17 protein-coding genes are annotated in these 19,797 nt (G+C 46.3%); 9 read left to right on the forward strand and 8 right to left on the reverse strand.

Annotation, left to right across the window (positions count from 1 at the left end; translation table 11 throughout):
* The first annotated feature begins 110 nt into the window (after window positions 1-110).
* Together AC5JBY_RS29825 and AC5JBY_RS29830 are read left to right on the forward strand one after the other, a co-directional pair.
* Window positions 111-353: a hypothetical protein gene (locus AC5JBY_RS29825; RefSeq protein ID WP_495908353.1), complete on the forward strand. Its 243-nt coding sequence runs from the start codon at window positions 111-113 to the stop codon at window positions 351-353.
* A 1-nt stretch (window position 354) separates the two neighbouring features.
* Entirely contained in the window at window positions 355-1,164 is an 810-nt protein-coding gene (locus AC5JBY_RS29830; protein ID WP_495908354.1) for an SOS response-associated peptidase, read from the forward strand.
* Between the two features lie 280 nt (window positions 1,165-1,444).
* Here the strand turns inward: AC5JBY_RS29830 and AC5JBY_RS29835 are convergent, their stop codons facing one another.
* The 3 genes from AC5JBY_RS29835 to AC5JBY_RS29845 all read right to left on the reverse strand — a co-directional run bounded on the left by AC5JBY_RS29835 (window position 1,445) and on the right by AC5JBY_RS29845 (window position 6,230).
* Window positions 1,445-1,732 carry a hypothetical protein gene (locus AC5JBY_RS29835; protein ID WP_495908355.1) on the reverse strand — a complete coding sequence of 96 codons (288 nt, stop codon included), beginning with the start codon at window positions 1,730-1,732 and terminating at the stop codon, window positions 1,445-1,447.
* A gap of 107 nt (window positions 1,733-1,839) precedes the next feature.
* Entirely contained in the window at window positions 1,840-2,991 is a 1,152-nt protein-coding gene (dinB, locus tag AC5JBY_RS29840) for a DNA polymerase IV (protein WP_495908356.1), read from the reverse strand.
* Window positions 2,992-2,993: 2 nt separating this feature from the next.
* Window positions 2,994-6,230, reverse strand: a complete 3,237-nt coding sequence (locus AC5JBY_RS29845) for a DNA polymerase III subunit alpha (protein ID WP_495908357.1) — start codon at window positions 6,228-6,230, stop codon at window positions 2,994-2,996.
* A 299-nt stretch (window positions 6,231-6,529) separates the two neighbouring features.
* On the opposite strand from AC5JBY_RS29845, the gene AC5JBY_RS29850 reads away from it, so the two are divergent.
* From AC5JBY_RS29850 to AC5JBY_RS29860, 3 genes are all read left to right on the forward strand, one after another.
* Window positions 6,530-6,781 (forward strand): hypothetical protein, encoded by a 252-nt coding sequence (locus AC5JBY_RS29850; RefSeq protein ID WP_495908358.1) that lies wholly within the window; start codon window positions 6,530-6,532, stop codon window positions 6,779-6,781.
* A 187-nt stretch (window positions 6,782-6,968) separates the two neighbouring features.
* Window positions 6,969-7,529: a hypothetical protein gene (locus AC5JBY_RS29855; protein ID WP_495905307.1), complete on the forward strand. Its 561-nt coding sequence runs from the start codon at window positions 6,969-6,971 to the stop codon at window positions 7,527-7,529.
* A gap of 23 nt (window positions 7,530-7,552) precedes the next feature.
* Window positions 7,553-8,458 (forward strand): IS3 family transposase, encoded by a 906-nt coding sequence (locus AC5JBY_RS29860; RefSeq protein ID WP_495905590.1) that lies wholly within the window; start codon window positions 7,553-7,555, stop codon window positions 8,456-8,458.
* Between the two features lie 511 nt (window positions 8,459-8,969).
* Here the strand turns inward: AC5JBY_RS29860 and AC5JBY_RS29865 are convergent.
* The 3 genes from AC5JBY_RS29865 to AC5JBY_RS29875 all read right to left on the reverse strand — a co-directional run bounded on the left by AC5JBY_RS29865 (window position 8,970) and on the right by AC5JBY_RS29875 (window position 11,006).
* Window positions 8,970-9,380 carry a hypothetical protein gene (locus AC5JBY_RS29865; protein ID WP_495908359.1) on the reverse strand — a complete coding sequence of 137 codons (411 nt, stop codon included), beginning with the start codon at window positions 9,378-9,380 and terminating at the stop codon, window positions 8,970-8,972.
* Between the two features lie 308 nt (window positions 9,381-9,688).
* Window positions 9,689-10,504, reverse strand: a complete 816-nt coding sequence (locus tag AC5JBY_RS29870; RefSeq protein WP_495908360.1) for an anti-sigma factor — start codon at window positions 10,502-10,504, stop codon at window positions 9,689-9,691.
* Window position 10,505: 1 nt separating this feature from the next.
* A complete protein-coding gene (locus AC5JBY_RS29875; protein ID WP_495908361.1) occupies window positions 10,506-11,006 on the reverse strand; it encodes an RNA polymerase sigma factor in 501 nt (166 codons plus the stop codon).
* A 271-nt stretch (window positions 11,007-11,277) separates the two neighbouring features.
* Between AC5JBY_RS29875 and AC5JBY_RS29880 the strand changes: the two genes are divergently transcribed.
* From AC5JBY_RS29880 to AC5JBY_RS29890, 3 genes are all read left to right on the forward strand, one after another.
* Window positions 11,278-12,549, forward strand: a complete 1,272-nt coding sequence (locus tag AC5JBY_RS29880) for a S41 family peptidase (protein WP_495908362.1) — start codon at window positions 11,278-11,280, stop codon at window positions 12,547-12,549.
* Window positions 12,550-12,774: 225 nt separating this feature from the next.
* Window positions 12,775-13,779, forward strand: a complete 1,005-nt coding sequence (locus AC5JBY_RS29885) for an NAD(P)/FAD-dependent oxidoreductase (RefSeq protein WP_495908363.1) — start codon at window positions 12,775-12,777, stop codon at window positions 13,777-13,779.
* Between the two features lie 17 nt (window positions 13,780-13,796).
* A complete protein-coding gene (locus AC5JBY_RS29890; protein ID WP_495908364.1) occupies window positions 13,797-14,129 on the forward strand; it encodes a 2Fe-2S iron-sulfur cluster-binding protein in 333 nt (110 codons plus the stop codon).
* Between the two features lie 61 nt (window positions 14,130-14,190).
* Here the strand turns inward: AC5JBY_RS29890 and AC5JBY_RS29895 are convergent, their stop codons facing one another.
* Together AC5JBY_RS29895 and AC5JBY_RS29900 are read right to left on the reverse strand one after the other, a co-directional pair.
* Window positions 14,191-15,579, reverse strand: a complete 1,389-nt coding sequence (locus AC5JBY_RS29895; protein ID WP_495908365.1) for a serine hydrolase — start codon at window positions 15,577-15,579, stop codon at window positions 14,191-14,193.
* Window positions 15,580-15,730: 151 nt separating this feature from the next.
* A complete protein-coding gene (locus AC5JBY_RS29900) occupies window positions 15,731-16,894 on the reverse strand; it encodes a helix-turn-helix domain-containing protein (RefSeq protein ID WP_495908366.1) in 1,164 nt (387 codons plus the stop codon).
* 116 nt (window positions 16,895-17,010) lie between these two features.
* Here AC5JBY_RS29900 and AC5JBY_RS29905 point away from each other — a divergent pair, with 116 nt between their 5' ends.
* Window positions 17,011-19,782 (forward strand): beta-L-arabinofuranosidase domain-containing protein, encoded by a 2,772-nt coding sequence (locus AC5JBY_RS29905; protein ID WP_495908367.1) that lies wholly within the window; start codon window positions 17,011-17,013, stop codon window positions 19,780-19,782.
* Window positions 19,783-19,797: the final 15 nt, after the last annotated feature.

Raw genomic sequence — 19,797 nt, forward strand, 5'->3', positions numbered from 1 at the left:
AGGTTTAACAGTTCCTTTTATTTACCGCCAGAAATCTCACCATTTTACTACTAATTAATTTAGCATTTCGTACTTTTAGGGTCGGGTTTCATCATCAAAAAAGTTATTGTATGGATACCACAGCGGTTACTTTTGAGATTATCTTCAACGACACAAAGGTGCCAGTACGTGAGTTGAATATTTCAGGAAGGCCCATGTTCATGATCCCTGTTCAGGATGGCAAGCCACTGGTGATCACTACAGCAACCGATGCTGAAGGCAAAGTTTTCTGGACCTCCATCCCCGAAGGCGGACAGGCGCTGGCACAATCGATTGGAGAACTGATAGAAGCCCATTTCAAAAAAACGAATTAGTATGTGTTATTACAATGGAGTACGCGTTACACGTATAGAATACCTCCGGCTTAAGAAGCTGGAAAAGCTGATCGCCAATTATGATTTCCTCAGCAATCCTTTGCATGTAGGGTTCGATTATTCCAGCCATCCAGTATTGAAGAAACAGGAAGGAAAGGATGACTTTGACCTGGTGCAAATGGAATGGGGCTTTATTCCCTCCTACCAGAAATCGCGTGAATCCGTAAGCAAAATGCGGTTTGGCTACAAAGACGAAAGTGGACAGTTCCATCCTCCTATTACTACACTCAACGCCATTTCAGAAGAATTACTGTTTCCCCGGAAGATCTACCGTCAGGCAGCCCTCAGCCGTCGCTGCCTGGTATTGTCTAGCGGCTTTTACGAATGGAGGCATCTGTTCCCGGTGAGCAAGAAAACAGGTAAGCCGGTAAAGACCGCCGTCAAGTATCCCTATCATATTACTGTCAAGGACAAGCCCTACTTCTTTATGGCGGGCGTGTGGCAACCATGGACCGATCAAAGCACAGGAGAATATGTGGAGAGCTTTGCTATCATTACCACAGCAGCCAATGCATTGATGGAACAGGTACACAACAGCAAGAAACGCATGCCTACCATCCTTACGGAAGAACTGGCCTGGGAATGGCTGCTCGGCGACCTCACCGAAGAACGCATTACCGAGATAGCCCGCTTCCAATACCCCGCTGCAGAAATGGAAGCCTACAGCATTGCCAAAGATTTCCGCGAAGCACTGGAACCCGCCGCGCCTTTTACATATGAAGACCTGCCAGCATTGTCGATGGCTGTTTAATGTTTTAACATACCCTTCTCTTTTGTCTTTTCGAATGGAGCACTTTACACTCTTACGCTGTCATTTCGAGCGAAACTCACCCTCTTTTGTCATTTCGAACGGAGCGATAGCGGAGTGAGAAATCTGCTTACAATGCAAAAGCATAAAAAAACCGCCCTTTTACAGGCGGTACTTGATTAGTGTATTTTAAACCTCCAATTAAAGAAACGTTCTCTTTTCGGAATCAGGTTTAAAATGAAAGGAAGGCTTAATGGACATTACTCTTATCAATTAATTGTTTCTACTTTTTCTTCTTTTTTGCAACTTTTACTTCAGCTGGCAAAAATTGCTTTTTACTTAAGGCGTAGATTACGTCTATGTTAACATCTATTAGTTCACTAAGCGCCTGCATTTGCCCTAACTCTAATTTGCCAGGTTGTTTTATAAAGTTCGAAATACGTCTGAAACTTGAATTAAGGTCATCTGCCACTACCCGTATAGGAATGTGGTTGAATATCTGAGAGAACTCAGTAATTTTACCAGCCTCGATCATCGTCTTGACGACTTCGTATCTGTAATCCTTTGCCATTACTGTCAAAATCAAAGTAAAGCATAAGTCGAAAGTTTAATAAGATCAAATCGTTGAAATCTTGTTTCACTTCGACACTTTCATGTAACGATTCGTTAGCATCCCAATCAAAAACCACTCCCCCTCACCACAAGGCGTTCTCCATATTGATGTTTGATACTATCAATCGCCTGATACAACTGCACCATCTGCTCGGTGTCTTCAAACATATTGATCTGGTCGTTGCCTGGCACCAGATGCGAGAAGCGTATACCTACCAGCCTCACCAGCATACGACGCTCGTAGAGTTTATTGAATAATTCCTTTACCACTTTTTGCAGTTTGTGGTCGGCAGCAGTAAAAGCAATAGTCTTTTGTTTGGTGACCGTATCGAAGTTGGAATAGCGCAGCTTTACGGTAACACAGCCAGTCAACTTATTCTCCTCCCGCAACTGAAAGGATATCTGCTCAGTCATCCGGGCCAGCTGCGTGTGCAGGAATTCAATGTCGATGGTATCCTGCTGAAAAGTAGTCTCAGTAGAAATAGACTTTTGCTCATGATATGGCACTACCGGCGATTCATCGATGCCCTGTGCCTTGCGCCATAGCGACAGACCGTTTTTCCCTAACAGGTTCGAGAGCATTTCCATCGGGATCTCACTAAGCACCTTGATCGTTTCCACGCCCATCTTCAGGAGCAGGAAAGCCGTTTCCTTACCAACGCCAGGCATCTTGGCTATACTAAGCGGCGCGAGGAAACTTTTCTCCTGTCCCCAGACTACCCACATTTCAGCATTGGGTTTTCCTTCATTGGTAGCCACTTTACTGATGAGCTTATTGCCGGCCAGCGCATACGAAATGGGGAGGCCACTTTCTTTGATCACTTTCTTTTTGAGGTCGGCGGTAAACAACTGACTGCCGAAGTATTTGTCCATGCCGGTAAGGTCAACATAGAATTCATCGATGGACGCCTTTTCAAACAGCGGTACGGTATCGGCCATGATATCAGTCACCAGCCGGGAGTACTTACTGTACAACTCCATATCCCCCTGGCGAATGATGGCTTGCGGACACAAGCGCCGGGCCAGTTTCATCGGCATGGCCGAATGAATCCCAAACTTGCGCGCCTCATAACTGCAGGAAGCCACCACACCCCGCTCACTGCTGCCGCCAATGATCACAGGCTTTCCTTTCAGGCGATCATCTTTGAGGCATTCCACAGATACAAAAAAAGTATCGAGATCAAAATGAGCTATATGTCTTTGAGAACTAAGTATCATAATTATAGGTTTGCATAGGTCCGTTCCTTGTAACCAATCTTCTCCATAAAAGCAACCTCCACACTGTGGAAGCCAAAATCTTCCACCACCTTTCCACGGATATGATAAAACCCTTTCCCTTTTAATGGATATTGCTGAAAAGAAGGCGGAAAGTGGATCGTATCTACCCAGTCCATCTGTTCATCGAGAAATGCGCCGAATGACATGACAGAATTATTGACAGTAGACACCACTTTATAATCGATGAAATACAGCAGCACGCTCACCTGTTTCCCCAGATGCTTTGGCAAGTCCCTGGCAGGCAATCGCTGAAACGTCTGTTCCTGCATCAATTCAAAAGGATTTCTGAAAGGAAAGCCGATGATCTCCATCTCATCATACATATCATCAACTGGGTGATCCTGCAGATCGGGCAGCTTGAAAGCCACCGGCTTTTCTTTGAACAGGGTATTCGCTACCACAGGAGTTGTTTGTCGCTTTTGCAAGAAGTTGGCTTCCCACAACAATTGCTTTTTGGTTTTACCGGTAAATCGTAAGGCTCCCACTGATACCAGAATGTTCAACTGCTCAGGATGAATAGCCGTTCTTTCCATTAAATCCTGCAGGTGGAGATAAGGACCATTACGCTCCCGCTCTTTGACAATAACCTGGGCAGCTGATTTTTCAAAACCATTGAGGTGTACCAATCCTGTATACACATCTTTGCCGTTAATGGTGGTATAGTAATCGCTGGTGTTCACGCAAGGCAAGTGTGGAATGCCGCCCGCCTTACGCAGCTCGATGAAGTAAAGCTCTGTACTATAAAACCCACCAAAGTTGTTGATAACGCCCACCATAAACTCGATAGGATAATAAGTTTTGAGATAGAGGTCCTGGAAACTTTCTACGGCATAACTGGCAGAGTGTGCCTTACAAAAACTATAACCTGCGAAAGACTCCATTTGCCGCCATACTTCGGCTGTCAACTCCTGTGTATATCCCTTTTCAGCACAGTTGCTGAAGAACTGATCCCTCAGCAACGCGAAATGATCGGCACCACGTGATTTGCCACTCATGGCCCGACGCAATGAATCGGCCGCCGCCATATTGAGTCCGCCAAAGTAGTGGCCCACTTTCATCACATCTTCCTGGAACACCATCACGCCAAACGTTTCACTGAGTATTTCTTCCATGGCAGGATGCAGGTATTGCGTAGTGTGCGGCGCGAGATAACGGGATATATATTCACGCATCATACCACTGCTGGCCACACCGGGCCGTATGATGGAACTGGCCACCACCAGCACGGGATAGTTATCACACCGCAACTTGCTGATCAGCTGGCGCATGGCAGGGCTTTCAATGTAAAAGCACCCAACTGTATTTCCTTGTCGCAGCTGTGCTTTCACCCTGGGATCTCTTTTGAATTTCTCCACCTCGTCGATGAGAATACGTACTCCCTGATTCTCCTGCACCAATCGGATGGTTTCCTTGATATGCCCCAGCCCACGCTGGCTAAGCACATCCAGTTTATCCAACCCAATGTCTTCAGCGATATGCATATCGATCTGCGTAGTGGCAATACCCTTTGTCGAAAAGAAAGTGGCCGTATAAGCGTGAATAGGCTTTTCGCTGATCAGCATACCGCCCACATGCAAGCTGACGTGACTGGGGAAATTATGAATGAAAGGACTGTAAAATAGAATCTTCCAAATGACCTCATCAACGATGCCCCGGCTCAATGGCGACTGTTGCAGAGCGGCCCCTTCTTCCGGAGAAAGGCGGTACTTAAGACTCAACCGGGCAATGATGGCCATATAGTTGACCGGATGATTATTGGACTGGTACCAGGCTACCCCTTTATGGAAATCATCAAGAGCAGCAGGCTTTGCACACAACTTCTTCCAGGCATCAAAAGTGGCCACACTTACAAAAGGCAGCCTGGAGACACCTTCGATCTCAGAGGCGGGCAGGCCAAACACTTTGCCAAGCTCACGCACTACAGCCCGTTGTTGAAAAGTTACATACGCACCCATCAGCGCCACATACTTTTCACCATAGCGCTTCACGATGTAATCCATGATCTCATCACGCTCCAGCCAGGAGAAGTCGATATCGAAATCGGGTGGCGAAGTCCTTTCAGGATTGAGGAACCGTTCAAAGTAAAGATTAAGCTCCAACGGATCAACATCCGTTATTTTGAGACAATAAGCCACCAGACTATTGGCGCCACTACCCCGCCCCACATGATAAAAGCCTCTGCTTTTTGCATAGCGTATGATATCCCAGGTGATGAGGAAGTAAGCCGTAAAACCAAGATCACCGATCACTTTGAGTTCCTTGTGCAGTCGCTCGGTAGCAGCGGCATTTCGGCCATATCGTTGCTGTAATCCGTCGATGGCAAGTTTGCGCAACAGCACAGCGTCGTCTTCTTTACTAATGGTGAAGTATTGTTTATTTTTATGCGTGTGGAAGTCCAGCTCGATGTTACAGGCATCGATGAGTTTGAGTGTATTAGTGATCAGATGCGGATAAGCCTGAAACGCCTGCAATAACTGCTGCTGTGGCATGAAATATTCATGGCTGCCACATACAGCCTCCACCGGCAGTTTCGATTCCACTACATTATGCTCCATAGCCCGCAGCAACCGGTGCACATAATGATGGTGCGCAGTTTGAAAAGTGACAGGCTGCCGGATAATATATTTATCCCGGAACTGCGACGACGTATTAAAAAGCTTATTTACTTCAGTAGGTTGTATACCGATAAACTCGTGCTTTAATAATGTTTGCACAGGCTTGGCATCCGATGGATAAATAACGAACCCATCAGCACAGTTATCGAAGAAAGCTACGGTAGCATCGGGCGCAGGAAAAGGTTTGTTGGCTTTAAGATAGGCAGATATAAATGCGTTGATCCATTCAAAACCGTCATTATTCGCGGCTATCAATACATATAATAACGTATCCCCATTACGGATCTCCGCACCGAGAACAGGCTTGATGCCAGCTTTACGGCAATGCTTTACAAAAGGCCACGCATCAGCCGTGTTGTTGATATTGGTAAGCGCCAGCGCGGCTACACCCTGCTCCACTCCTTCCTGCACCAGTTCCTCCGTGCTGAAAGTGCCGCATTTGAAACTATAGTATGTTTTACAATTGAGATACATGGTAATACTGTTGCTGTTACGTTTAAGGCATACATCATCCGGCCCTGCTGTTGAAGCAAAGCGATGCAGGTACAGGAGTATCCTGTACACCAGAAGCCTATGAAAATGGTATTAGTAAATCAGGCATTGACGCAGTTTGTCGATGGGGAGGGAAACAAACCATCACATCAATGTGTTGACGATGTAAAAATCCTAAAATTATTAGCAAGCAACTCTATAGCGCTGTAACGAAAAAAAGTACTAGTCATCATTTTTAAAGTATACAGACCTTTTAGTACAGTACTAATTGTATTAAGCATAGTACAATTAGTATGCAAGATTGTACAGCTTGTATCACAGAAAATACTTAAAGCAAAATAGAAAGGAGCTTAGTTATTCTACTTTTGGTAATGCATAAGGATGTACGTTACAAAGCAGTTAGAGATCTCATTAAAACCAATAGCATTACTGAGTTCGGGCAGATATTCGACACCTTGCCCAAATCAGTGATAGCAAAACTGCTGAGAAAGAACACCAACCGCATCGACGATTTAATGGACCATCCAGAAGAGTTACGTTACAAAGAAATCAAAACGATCAGCTCATTCCTGGATGTGCCCTGCAGCATGGTGGTCAAATTATTCGACAAAGACTTTTCATAACATTAACCATACATTATTTACGTCCTTGCACCATTAGCCTATCCTTTATCAACATCCAATGTTCCGTGAACGACATTGATTTCACATTGGGGAAACAAAAGCCATCCTGAGGGATGGTTTTTTATTTTATCGGCAATTCCTTTTTGACCCGTCCTAAAATAACTATACAATAAAACAACACTATTGTATGGTAGAAGAGACGTCAAAAATTTTAATTGGCCGGTATATACCTGGCAGTAATTATGACAAAAAGTTTATTGCTCAGGTGATTACCGAAGTGCTTAATGGTAAGCCCCTGCAATTGGCTCAGGTTGAATACGGTCTTAACCGATCTACGTTGCGCAAATGGCTAAGGAATAGCGATTTGATAACAAGACCAAGAAGTAATGGTCCTGCGAGTATGGAAATAAAGCGATCAGCAGCGCGCTCAGTGGTGAGTGGCCGTTTGAGTATCCGGGAAGCCCAGTTGGCCTATGGTGTAAAAGCGAAAAGTACAATTCAGGGTTGGATCGAGCAATTCAAACAGGAAAATGTCGATCTTGTGGACTCCAATGACGCCTTGATGAAGAAGGATAAATCTGCTAAAAAGAACAACATACCCGCTAATGCCGATGTAAAGGATTTACAGAAGGCATTGGAAGAAGCTCAGTTAAAGATTGCTGCATTAAATACCCTCATCGATGTAGCAGAAGAACAGCTTAAAATTAATATCAGAAAAAAGCCTGGTGCCAAACAGTCGAACGATTAAAGCATGATTTTCCCGGGAAGAGTATCGGGAAGTTATGTTCACTGTTTGGCAAAACCCGCCATGCCCTGTATGATCACCGCTGGCGCCGCAACCAGGAAGTGTTCCGGGATGATATTATTTTACAACATGTTGAAGAACAAAGAAAGCAGTTACCCAGATTGGGTACCCGTAAGTTGCATTATAAAATAACTCCACAGCTGGCCACTCATGGGATTGAAGTGGGCCGTGACTACCTGTTTGATTTGTTGGAACGCCATAAACTATTGATCCGCCAGCGTAAGCGCAAAGTAATAACAACAGACTCACGACATTGGATGCACAAATATGAGAACCTGATCAAAAACCAGGATTGCCATCGTCCGGAACAGCTCTGGGTGAGCGATATTACTTATATCCGCATGGCTGGTCAATGGAGTTATTTAAGCCTGATCACTGATGGCTATTCGCGCAAAATAGTGGGCTATTGCCTGCGCACAGACATGTCGGCACTTGGGTGTCAGGAAGCCTTGCAAATGGCTATCAACAATCGGCGTTATGCAGACCAGCCTCTGATCCATCATTCAGACCGTGGTTCCCAATATTGTAGTGCAGAGTATGTTAAAATATTGAAACAGAATAGTATCTCAATCAGCATGACAGAAAATGGCGATCCTTATGAAAATGCGCTGGCAGAACGGATGAATGGAATTATCAAAACAGAATTCAATCTCTACAGTACACCTTATGGCTTTGAACAAACCTGTCAGATGGTCAGAGATAGTATCAGGGCATACAATGAACTAAGGCCACATGGCAGTTGTGACTTTTTAACTCCTGAACACGCTCATCAATTGCAAGGCACATTAAAGAAACGATGGAAATCGTACCCTGCAAAGCGGCCAGGTTCACATAAGGAAGCCGCCAGTAAACAAACTAATCCCTATTTTTGAAAACTTCCCTGTATAGTAACTACAGGATTATCATACCGATGTATAGTTACTGCAGGATTATCTAAAAATCAGTATAGTTATTTTAGGACGAGTCAAAAAGTCTTACTTGTCCCAGTCTCACCCGATTTGTCCTAAATTGGCAGGGCTCCTCCCTGCACTCAGTTGTGCCCATTGATTTTTAGCATTACATTTGATCAGCTTCATTATTGATGACAATTAGACGGCATTGATGACAGAAAGGAAGGTTTGATGTGCAAATACTGAAGACCTGGTGTAGAGCTGGAGTATAGCAGAAGTATGTCAACGGTATGTCAGAAGTATGGATAGTGTATTCAAATAGTGGAGTTGACCAAAAAGTGCAGTTTTCACCAAAAACAGCAGGGCTGCTGGCGCCTATATAACACATAAAGCCCACTGAAGATTATTCAGCGGGCTTTATCAGGGTCAGGTGTCAACCCGTTTGCATCTACTTACCGTTGCTCATTCACCTGCACATATCTGTTCGCCTACATTACTGATTTACCCACAATCCCCACTGGGCATCGAACTTGTACCACTTGCCGTCGGAGCCTTCCCATTTCCATTCTGGCACTTCAGACCATGCCTTTCCATCAGTGCTCCATACCAGCTTTTTGTCGTGGATCTTCAACCATTTGCCTTCCTTATCAGCCCATGCACCGTCTTTTACTTCAGCCCATTTCTTACCGTCTGTGCTCCACCACAAGCCGCCTTTCTTGTCGAGCTTGTACCAATACGTTTTACCATCCTTCATGCCAGGCCAGGTGCCGGTAGAAGACTTCGCCCATTCAGGTACTGCAATGGAATAGCTAATAGCAGGAGTTGGCGTAGAAGCTTGTACATTACCGTTAAATACGAAGGCTACGAGCATACCAATAGCCATCAGGTTCATTGTCCTTTTCATTGTGTGATGATTTAATATAAAAAAGATTGTTATGAAATACGGGATCAGTGTTTACTGATCGATACTGCTGAGAAGATGCGGTATTACAAGTGAAAGCTCTTTCATTGTTGCGCTATAATATATACGTAGTGAGTTTCCTAAAGGTTTTGAAGAGGTACCTTTTTTGAAAGCCAGCAACATCTATAATTTCCATGCATGAAAAAAGCCACCTGTAAAAGATGGCTATTATAACAGAGGATAGCGTAGTAATAAACCTGCTTGTGAAGAAAATGCATTGCCGGTTGCCGACACTGCCGATTGCCGATGCCTTACGATTGTACTTTACCCATTACATACAGCTGTGTAAGATCGGGAGCAGGACTGCCGCCTGCCTTTTCAAGCGTGATGGCAAAAGCCTGTGCCTGAGGTATGTTCTTTAGCTGGCATAAGCCCTCACAGTTTTCCAGCATGCCTGCATCAACAGGTTTTCCGTCTACCAATGCCCACAGTTGGTATTGCTTGCCAGCAGGTGCAGCCGGCAGGTTATTGGCAATGAGGTATACGTTTTTGGTTTGCGTATCCCAATAAACGGTAGCAAGGCTTTGTTCTTTACCAGCTACACCCGGCATAGATACTTTGAGCATCCCAGGCGCCGTCATGAGCTGCATATTATTCTGCAAGGCAGTCAGGCGGTTTTCATAAGCCTTGTTAGTAGCCAGCAGTGTTGTGCGCTCCTTCAGCAGATCGCTGTAATCGTTGGCAGCCTTGGTATACTTATTATAGAGATAGAGATTGACAGCTGCACTTGATACAAAGAGCACAACCGATGCAGCAGCAACCCAGGTCATGTTGCGGCTTATGCTACGTACAGGCGTTTCGGATGAGACTGATCCCGCAGAGGCAGTAACAGGCTCTTTGAAGTCATTTTCGAGCGTGGTCAACAATTGCATTTTAGCTTTATCAGCTACAGGCACAGCCAACTGGCTGGAACTATCCAGCAACCATTGCTCGGCCTGCTCTACGGCAGCGGCAATGGCCGGGTGCTCCAGGCGCAGCCGTTGCAATTCGGCCACTTCCTGTTCATTGGCTATGCCCAACACATAGCTTTCAATGACCCCACTTTGTATGTATGCCTGTATATCCACTTTACAGTTTAACCTGTTGTCGTAATTGCAATATCGCCGCTCGTATCCTTGTTTTCACGGTGCCCAACGGTATGTTCAGCATCCCCGATATTTCTTCCTGTGTATAGCCTTCAAAATAAGACAACTCTACCAGTATTTTATACTCTTCCCGCAAGCCCTGAATGATCTTACGCAGACCCAGTTCGTCACCGGGACTTGCCCCCTTGTCGGGCAGTAATGCATATTCTTCCGTTAAAGAGTTGTTACGTTTACTGTTTTTCCAGTCCCTGCTACGCAGCGTATCTATCGCAGTAGTGCGGGCAATGTTGTACATCCAGGTGAACAACCGGCCTTTGACCGGGTCGTAGTTTTCTACCTGCCGCCAAATTTTCACAAATACTTCCTGTAGTACGTCGCCCGACACTTCGTGGTCCTGGATAATCCCTACAATGATGCCATTGAGCGTGGCAGCATAGTTATCGTATAGATAGCTGAAAGCCGCCTGTGTGCGTTGCTTCAGCATACTAACCAATTCCTGTTCAGTGTATGTAGGTGTTCCTTTCAAAAGTGATAAGTAAGAGAGATGCACCTTATATACGGAAATAGTACCCGAAAAGGATTTAGGAAACTGCAATTCATTTAAAGTAAGTTTTACCAGAATACATATACAAAAATCAATATATCAATTTCCCAGTGAACGAAAGGGATTGGAAGACGTTTCGGGCGGGTTGGCAGATTGCCGGCACTCATACAAGCACCCGGTTTTAATATTGACTTATTAAATGAACAATTCTATGCTTCGTTATTTACTGATCCTCTGCATGCTTGTATTATCTGTTGCCGCCCGGGCACAATCAACCGGTTACCTGGCCGCTCTCGATGAACTCTACACACAACTGAAGAAAACACCTTCCTGGAAAGACCAGATCAAAGGAGAAAGAGCCGGTTTATTTGATTCCCTGTACCAGGCATTGCGGTCAGATAGCTCCCATGTAAAAAATAGTTTCGATGGCTTCTACCACCTTGCCCGGCTTTTCTTTCCTTTATACGACAATCATCTTGGGTTTTACCAGCTTCCTGAGCAGGGTTTAAAGCCATCAGATTTCACCAATGAGCAAGCAGTAGCACAATACAGACAATCTGCTTTTTTCAAGCAATATCCCGCAGTACAAATCAATCTTGATTCCCTGCAGGCTGTCCTTGCCACCAAGCACAGAGATTCCGTAGAAGGCATTTATTATTACGATCAATACCTCACCGTAGGTCTGTACCGTACCCCCAATCGCCAGGAACTGACAGGCGTGGTACTCAGCACTATCCTGCCGGTATGGGAGAAAGGTCAGGTAGCCATGCAGCTTTATGAATACCAGCCCCATTATTTCAGGAGCATTTATGGACACCCGGTTTACAAATACCTGATGTTATATACCAATGAAAAGTTTAAGAACCATTCCCTGATCAACTCCTGGTTTTATGTCTCCCTTACCGATGCAGTATACAAGAAATTTCCCGGCGAAGTGGATCATATCAATATCAATCGCATCGAACCAGCCTTTCAGCTCAAGCCCATCAACCCCACCCTGCAATACCTGCGGTTGGGCAACTTCTCTGCTATAGAAAAAGACATGGAAGTATCCCAGGCATTTTTCGACAGGATCAAAGATTCACTTACCGCACCACGCCTGATCGTAGACCTGCGCAACAACACTGGCGGCGCCGAAAAAGTATCCCAAAAGTTCTTAACCCTGCTGAAACGATACAGTGCGAAAGGTAAGATTTACGTGTTGGTCAATAACGGCACTATGAGCCGGGGAGAGATCTTTACCCTGCAGCTTCGGAAGGCTATTCAGGCCCCGGTATACGGGCAAACAACCCGCGGCACAATCGCCTACGGGGTAAATTACAGCAAGATGCTTCGCTTCGGCGGGCAATATGGCGCTACCATGACCGACCTGAAAAGCAAGGGATACGAGCCGTATGAAAATATTGGCGTAGCTCCAGACTACGTTTTTAACAATTCAGACAACTGGATCAGCCAGCTTCTAAAGGTCATTGACAACCAGTGAACTATCTTTTCCCGTCTTTGTTATTACTGGCAAACCGGCGCTCCGGACTACGTGTTTTTTCTAATTCCGTAAACAGGATTTCCAAATACGGTTGATAATGAACTTTCTGCGCCGTAATTTTGCACCCGGTTAAAATGAGCAAAGTTCATTCCCAACCAACGAACGCAAAGCCATGATGAAAAGGCAATAGCCTGATTATCATTTAGTAAACGAGTATTATACATAATGATTACAACTGATATCTGTATTATTGGAGCCGGCCCTGTAGGATTATTCGCTGTTTTTGAAGCCGGACTGTTGAAGATGCGCTGTCACCTCGTTGATTCCCTGCCCCAGGTAGGCGGACAGCTTTCAGAGATATATCCCCAAAAACCGATCTATGATATTCCCGGCGCACCCGAAATCAAAGCGCAGGAACTGGTGGATAACCTGAAAAAGCAGATAGCTCCCTTCGAGCCAACTTTCACCCTGGGTGAAAGAGTGGAAAACATCGAAAGGCAGGAAGACAAGTCTTTCATCGTAACTACTTCCGACAATACAAAGATCCATTGCAAGGTGATCACCATTGCAGGTGGACTGGGCTGCTTCGAGCCCCGCAAGCCGGCCATCGAGCAGTTGGAAGCTTTCGAAGGCAAGGGCGTAACCTACATGGTAAAAGATCCTGAGCTGTTCAGGGATAAAGATATCGTACTCGCCGGCGGTGGTGACTCTGCCCTCGACTGGACGATCTATCTCGCCAATGTAGCCAAGTCTGTAACCCTCGTACACCGGGGCGAAACATTCCGTGGAGCTCCCGATTCAGCAGAAAAGGTGTTCCACCTGGCTGAAGCAGGTAAGATCAACCTAGTGTTAAAATCGAACATCGTTAAGATCAATGGCAACGGCAAGCTGAACGAAGTACACATCGAAGGCGCCGACAAAGCTATCACCACGATGCCTACCGATTATCTGATCCCATTATTTGGCCTGAGCCCTAAGCTGGGACCCATTGCCGAGTGGGGATTGAATATCGATAAGAGCGCAATCAGCGTTAATACATTCGATTATTCCACCAATGTCGAAGGCATCTATGCCATTGGTGATATCAATACGTATCCTGGTAAACTGAAGCTTATCCTTTGCGGATTCCACGAATCGGCCCTGATGGCGCAAAGCGCTTTCAAGCACGTGTATCCCAACCAGCGCCTGAGCTTTAAGTATACCACCGTAAATGGCGTGAACGCCTTCTAAAAAAGCGAGGAGCTATTATGATCAATATTACCGTACTGAACAAGGCAGGAGAAGAAAGACAACTCGAAGCACCTGAAGATATGGGGTTGAACCTGATGGAGATCCTCAAAGCCCATGAGTACAATGTACTGGCTACCTGTGGCGGCATGGCTATGTGCGGCACCTGCCATGTACAGGTACTGGAAGGCATGGACAACCTGGCTGCTCACAGCGATGCCGAGCTGGATATGCTGGACACGCTGCCCGATGCAGAGCCCAACAGCCGCCTCGCCTGTCAACTGCGCGTAGATGAGAACATGCACGGCGCTGTATTCAAACTCTGCGCCGAAGAAGATGTAGAAGTAGCATAATTTTTTATTACAATACTATTTAAGCAAGCCTGAGCATATGTTCAGGCTTGCTTTTTTATGATCACTCTATCTTTTTCCATTCATAGCGCCCATTCTGCTCCACGATCAATCCCGTTACTTTTCCCGCACTGTCGCTGATAAACTCAATGAAAATTTCTGCCGGAACATCCATCACATAGAACCTTCGCTCGCTCAATGCATGCGTTCCGAACTCCATGCCATCTAACATGTATAAAGTATGGCCCTTCCTTTTAATGGAGATCGTCTTTTTCCCTGATACGGTCTGGTATTTTCCTGTATAAGTATCCAACACAGCATCGGGAACCGCTACTGCTTTGGGAAACAGGTTGCCCAACACAGTTCTGGGAACCTGCACAAAGAGTCTGAAACGCTTGTCACTAAAATCAGTCCTGTCTTCTCCTGATTTTACATTCGTAAGCATCGCCACAAACACATCCTGCTCCGGGTAATAACTTTCCAGGGAAATGAAACCACTCACCTGCCCTTCATGCCGTATACAATTTGCGCCATTCAATTTGCCTACATTCCAGCCATAGCCATAATTGGTCACTGTGCCATCCTGCAGCTTGTGCGGTGCAAATGCTTTTTCCAGCGTTTCCTTTTTAATTAGCTTACCAGCCAGCAATGCCTGATTCCAGGCATACAGATCATCCACATTACTCAGCAGATCGCCACAGGCATAGCCAAGAGAGAGCGTTTGATAGTACGTATTCTGATAAAAGCCTCTGTCACGCGTATAACCATTTACCCGACCGGGAACAATCGTCATTTCATTGGCATAAAACGTATGCTTCAATCCTGCTTTATCCAGCACCTCCTTTTGAATATAATCATGATACTTCTGGCCGCTTACCTTTTCAATAATATAGCCCAGCAGCGTGTAGCCAGAGTTGGTGTACCCAAAGCGGCTACCCGGCACAAAATTCAACGGAGCATTCTTGAAATGGTTGATGAGGAAGGAAAGCGTAAAATCATGCCGCTCGATATAGGGGTCCGGATGATCGATGGCCATATAGTCAGGAATACCCGATGTATGCGTAAGCAGATGCTCGATGGTGATCGTATGACCTTTGGCAGGAAAATCCGGAACATACTGCTGCACACTATCGGAGAGCTTCAGCTTGCCCTGCTCTGCCAGCTGCAGGATGCCAATGGCGGTGAACTGTTTGGTAATGGAACCGATCCTGAAAACCATATCCGGCTTCAGCGGAACGCCTTGCTCCAGGTTGGCACTCCCAAAAGCTTTACGATAAATGACCTTTCCTTTGCGGACAGCCATCACCACCATACCCGGCTCTGCGGGTTTAAAATTAGCGTTGAGCAAACTGTCGAGGGATGTTGCGAGTGCCCGGTCAGTGGGCGCCTGGGCATTGATTTTTGAGACAAACAGCAAGACAATCGGTAGCAGCACAGTAAAAGTCCTTTTCATATACAGGTATTTATTATTGAACAAAACACCTGTAAAAGAGGCTGTTAACCTATTCAAATCCGGATTTGAGTGTTAAGGAAAGCAGAAATGTTGGGTTCGTTCAGGGTGAGCCGCCCTTTGAGGGCGACCCATCCTGAGGTCGTCAAAGATTTTAGAGTGGCTTTTCCAATGCCGCCTTCCTGTATTCGGTGGGCGACATGCCAGTGACCTGCTTGAACGCACGCTGAAAGGTAGCCTGCGAATTGAACCCGCAGTCAAAGGCGATGCCGGTAATAGTCAGGTGCTGCAGGTCGGCTTCCAGCACCCGCTTCTTGAATTCAGTGATCCGGTACTGGTTCACAAACTCATTAAAAGAAGTATTCAAATGTTGATTGAGGACTGCCGAGATGGTTTTGGCGGCGATACCAGTATGTTGCGAAAGAACGGTGAGGTTAAGCAAAGGATCGAGATATAGCCGCTCCTCTTCCATCGCCTTTTTCAAGATAGGGATAGTTTGCTCCACCGTATTGGCGGGCAGCGCCACAGCAGGGCTCACAGTTTTGCGGATGGCCACCGGCACATTGTAAGTTACCAACAGCGCTTTTATACCCAGCCAGTAAATGAGCACTGCCAGTGGCACATAGATCGGGTACCAGCCCAACTGCTCCAGCAACTGGTTGCTGAAACGTGGAATAACATACGGAATTAAATAAATCAACCATATTACCTGTAACCCCAGAAATACCCTAATAAACTGGCGCAACCAGCGTAAAGTGATGGTATTTTCTGTTTCTTCTCCTCCATCTGACGATACCTGGGCAGGAAATTGGGCGAGATAACGGGCAGAGAGCCAGAGGTAAATAGTAAGCGATAACCAACGCGGAATATCAACATACATAAAATACATATCCCTGTAATAACCCAGCGGGATAGCCTTTTTAACAAATCCCAACACAATACCCACTACATATATTATAGTAACGATGAAAGGAAGTACATCGAGCAACACCGTATAAAAGTGTTTTCGGTATGGCTTCAACCTAAAATCAGGTTCAAGGCTGGCACGGATATAAAAGTATAACAACGGTCCCAGCGGCATAATGAGCTCGCGGGGCACAAAAGCATCGATGAAACCACCAAGCGTAGAATTATACAATATTGACTCCTGGTAAAGCCTCAAATTGATGCAGGCGAGCGAGAAAAACCAAAGCATAAAAGCCAGTATTTTATTGGCCTTTTTCTGGCGCTTATTCCAGAAAAGTAACGCACCCGCTATCAGCCCCTGAACCGCTCCCAGTGCTATAATTGTCTTTAATACACTTGTTATTGATAGCATATTTTAAGAAGGGTTAATAAACACCCTGCATTGGTTAATATTTGAGTATTTCAATCGTTGGCACCTGTTTAAATTTGAGAGTTGCCCAGATGGAGCAATATTAATCCAAATTGACCATGCAAATAAAACGAACTGTACGTAACAGTACACTTGCTGCAATGCTTGCTATGACGGCTGCGCCGGCGGCCATGAGCCAATCGCCAGGAAGCAAACCTAACCTGGCTATTGTTGCTACCCCCACAGTTGCCAACCGGTTTGGCGGCAACCTCGATGCCCTCAATGATGGACAAACGCCTACGCCAAGAGGCAATCAGCGTGGCGGCGGTGGCGGCAACAGGCCTATGCCTCCCCGTTCACAATACTGGGTACAGTATGAATGGGCCCAACCCGTAAGCACCAAAGAGGTATCCCTTTTCTGGTGGAACTTCAATGACGGTATCCGCCTGCCCATGGCTTACCGCGTTTCTTATTGGGATGGCAGCCAGTTCGTACCTGTAAAAAATGCTGCTGGCTTTGGACTGGCCAACAACCAGTACAACAGCACCACCTTTGACGAAATCAAAACAACCAAACTGCGCCTGGAGCTGGACTCTGCCGACAGAGGCCTGGCAACACTCGCAGAATGGGCTGTATATAAAACCGAGAACTCACCCTCTCCTGCCCCAATGGTAGTTGCAGGCATCGATCGTGATGTAATGGTAGGTGGCAAAAGCTACCTCGCTGCTACGATCAAATCCGTTACCCCTATCAGCAATGCAGCGTGGACCAAAGTTTCCGGTCCCGGCACTGTTACCTTCAGCAGCGCATCCGATAAGAATGCTACTGCACAGTTCTCTGCACCGGGCAACTATGTACTGAAGCTTAGTGCCACCGAAGGCAAGAACACAGCTACTTCTACCCTGAACGTAAAGGTACACACTCCTCCTAAGTCCAAACGCCTCGATGTAGTATACACCAAACGCTACAAGATTGACAGCAAGCTCTGGGGTGATCGCGCCAAAGCGATGATCACAAACTGGATTCCTTTCTGTATCGATCAAAACGAGCGTACCGACATCAAAGAAGGTTCAGGTGGTCTGGACAACTTCATCGAAGCAGCTAAGGCAATCAAAGGTTTACCCCACGAACGTCATAAAGGATATGTATTCTCCAATGCCTGGGTACACCAGACAGTAGAGTCAATGTGTATTGCCCTGATGGTAGATCCACAAGGCGATAAGGAGATCATTGCTGCACAAGAGAAGATGAAGAAGAAACTCGAAGAGTGGATTCCCATCATCCTCTCAGCACAGGAGCCTGATGGCTACTTGCAAACAGCTTACACGCTGCGTGATAGCAGCCGTTGGACATCCAGATGGAATCCCCGCAACCGTGGCGACCATGAAGGATATGTTGCTGGCTACTTCATTGAAAGTGCCATCAACCATTACACACTCACCGAAGGCAAAGACAAAAGATTGTACGATGCCGCCAAGAGACTGGCCGATTGCTGGGTAGCCAACATTGCACCCGGTAAAAATGAATGGTATGACGGCCACCAGGAAATGGAACAAGCCCTTGTACGCTTTGGCCGTTTCGTGAACGACATGGAAGGCAAAGGCAGCCATGGCGACAGCTATATCAACCTGGCCAAGTTCCTGCTCGACAACCGCAAAAACGGTAGCGAGTATGATCAAAGCCACGTACCTGTACAACAACAATACGAAGCAGTAGGCCACGCCGTTCGCGCTACCTACAACTATTCTGCGATGGCCGATGTGGCAGCAGAAACTGGTGACGTAGATTACCAGAGCGCGGTAATGTCGTTGTGGAATAACATGATCAACAAGAAGTATTACCTCACTGGCGGTATCGGCAGCGGCGAAACTTCTGAAGGCTTTGGTGGCAACTATTCACTCCGCAACAATGCGTATTGCGAATCCTGCTCCAGCGCTGGTCTTATCTTCTTCCAGTACAAGATGAACCTGGCTTACCACGATGCCAAGTATGCTGACCTGTACGAAGAAACGATGTACAACGCCCTGCTGGGTTCCATCGACCTCGAAGGAAAGAACTTCTATTATACCAACGCGCTGTCATCAGCACAAGGTCGCTACCAGTGGCACGTGTGCCCCTGCTGCGTGGGCAATATTCCCCGTACCCTGCTGATGATCCCTACCTGGACATACGTAACCGGTGCAGACGGCCTGTATGTAAACATGTATGTAGGCAGCACCATCAAGGTGGAGCGTGTAGTAGGCACTGATGTGGAAATGGTACAAAAAACAGACTATCCCTGGAATGGTGATGTAGCCATCACCGTGAACCCCAAGGTATCTAAAACATTCACTGTTTATGTACGTGTACCTAACCGTACTACCAGCGAACTGTATACACCAGTACCTGCAGTTAGCGGCTTGAAATCACTGACTGTAAACGGCAAAGCAGTACCTATCAAGATCGAGAATGGCTATGTAGCTATCCGTCGTGCCTGGAAAGCTGGCGACAAGATCAATGTCGTGTTGCCTATGCAAATCCAAAAGGTAACAGCTGACGAAAGGATCGAAGCCGACAAAGGCCGTGTAGCCCTCCGTTACGGACCATTGATCTACAACGTAGAGCAAGCCGACAATGGTGGTGATATCAACAAGTCGATCGGTAAAGGACCTTTGACTATGGAATGGAAACCTGAGTTCCTGAATGGTGTAATGACCATCAAAGGCACCTGGAGCGATGGCACGCCGCTGATAGCGATCCCCAACTATGCACGCCTGAACAGGGTTCCCACAACGCCATTACCGGCAGCTGGCGGACAATCTGTACCTACCCGCCCCAACGAGCCACCACAGGCACGTATGGACCGTGTAGCAGCCTCTGCAGTATGGATCAAAGAAGAAGGCAAGCAATAAGCCTATCAAAGCAGT

The sequence above is a fragment of the Paraflavitalea sp. genome (genome assembly GCF_059502485.1).

Excerpts from the sequence above, each read along its gene's own strand:
- AC5JBY_RS29825 (WP_495908353.1), top strand. The coding sequence starts at position 111 with ATGGATACCACAGCGGTTACTTTTGAGATTATCTTCAACGACACAAAG.
- AC5JBY_RS29830 (WP_495908354.1), top strand. The coding sequence starts at position 355 with ATGTGTTATTACAATGGAGTACGCGTTACACGTATAGAATACCTCCGG.
- AC5JBY_RS29835 (WP_495908355.1), bottom strand. The coding sequence starts at position 1,732 with ATGGCAAAGGATTACAGATACGAAGTCGTCAAGACGATGATCGAGGCT.
- dinB (WP_495908356.1), bottom strand. The coding sequence starts at position 2,991 with ATGATACTTAGTTCTCAAAGACATATAGCTCATTTTGATCTCGATACT.
- AC5JBY_RS29850 (WP_495908358.1), top strand. The coding sequence starts at position 6,530 with ATGCATAAGGATGTACGTTACAAAGCAGTTAGAGATCTCATTAAAACC.
- AC5JBY_RS29855 (WP_495905307.1), top strand. The coding sequence starts at position 6,969 with ATGGTAGAAGAGACGTCAAAAATTTTAATTGGCCGGTATATACCTGGC.
- AC5JBY_RS29865 (WP_495908359.1), bottom strand. The coding sequence starts at position 9,380 with ATGAAAAGGACAATGAACCTGATGGCTATTGGTATGCTCGTAGCCTTC.
- AC5JBY_RS29875 (WP_495908361.1), bottom strand. The coding sequence starts at position 11,006 with ATGCTGAAGCAACGCACACAGGCGGCTTTCAGCTATCTATACGATAAC.
- AC5JBY_RS29880 (WP_495908362.1), top strand. The coding sequence starts at position 11,278 with ATGCTTCGTTATTTACTGATCCTCTGCATGCTTGTATTATCTGTTGCC.
- AC5JBY_RS29885 (WP_495908363.1), top strand. The coding sequence starts at position 12,775 with ATGATTACAACTGATATCTGTATTATTGGAGCCGGCCCTGTAGGATTA.
- AC5JBY_RS29890 (WP_495908364.1), top strand. The coding sequence starts at position 13,797 with ATGATCAATATTACCGTACTGAACAAGGCAGGAGAAGAAAGACAACTC.
- AC5JBY_RS29895 (WP_495908365.1), bottom strand. The coding sequence starts at position 15,579 with ATGAAAAGGACTTTTACTGTGCTGCTACCGATTGTCTTGCTGTTTGTC.
- AC5JBY_RS29900 (WP_495908366.1), bottom strand. The coding sequence starts at position 16,894 with ATGCTATCAATAACAAGTGTATTAAAGACAATTATAGCACTGGGAGCG.
- AC5JBY_RS29905 (WP_495908367.1), top strand. The coding sequence starts at position 17,011 with ATGCAAATAAAACGAACTGTACGTAACAGTACACTTGCTGCAATGCTT.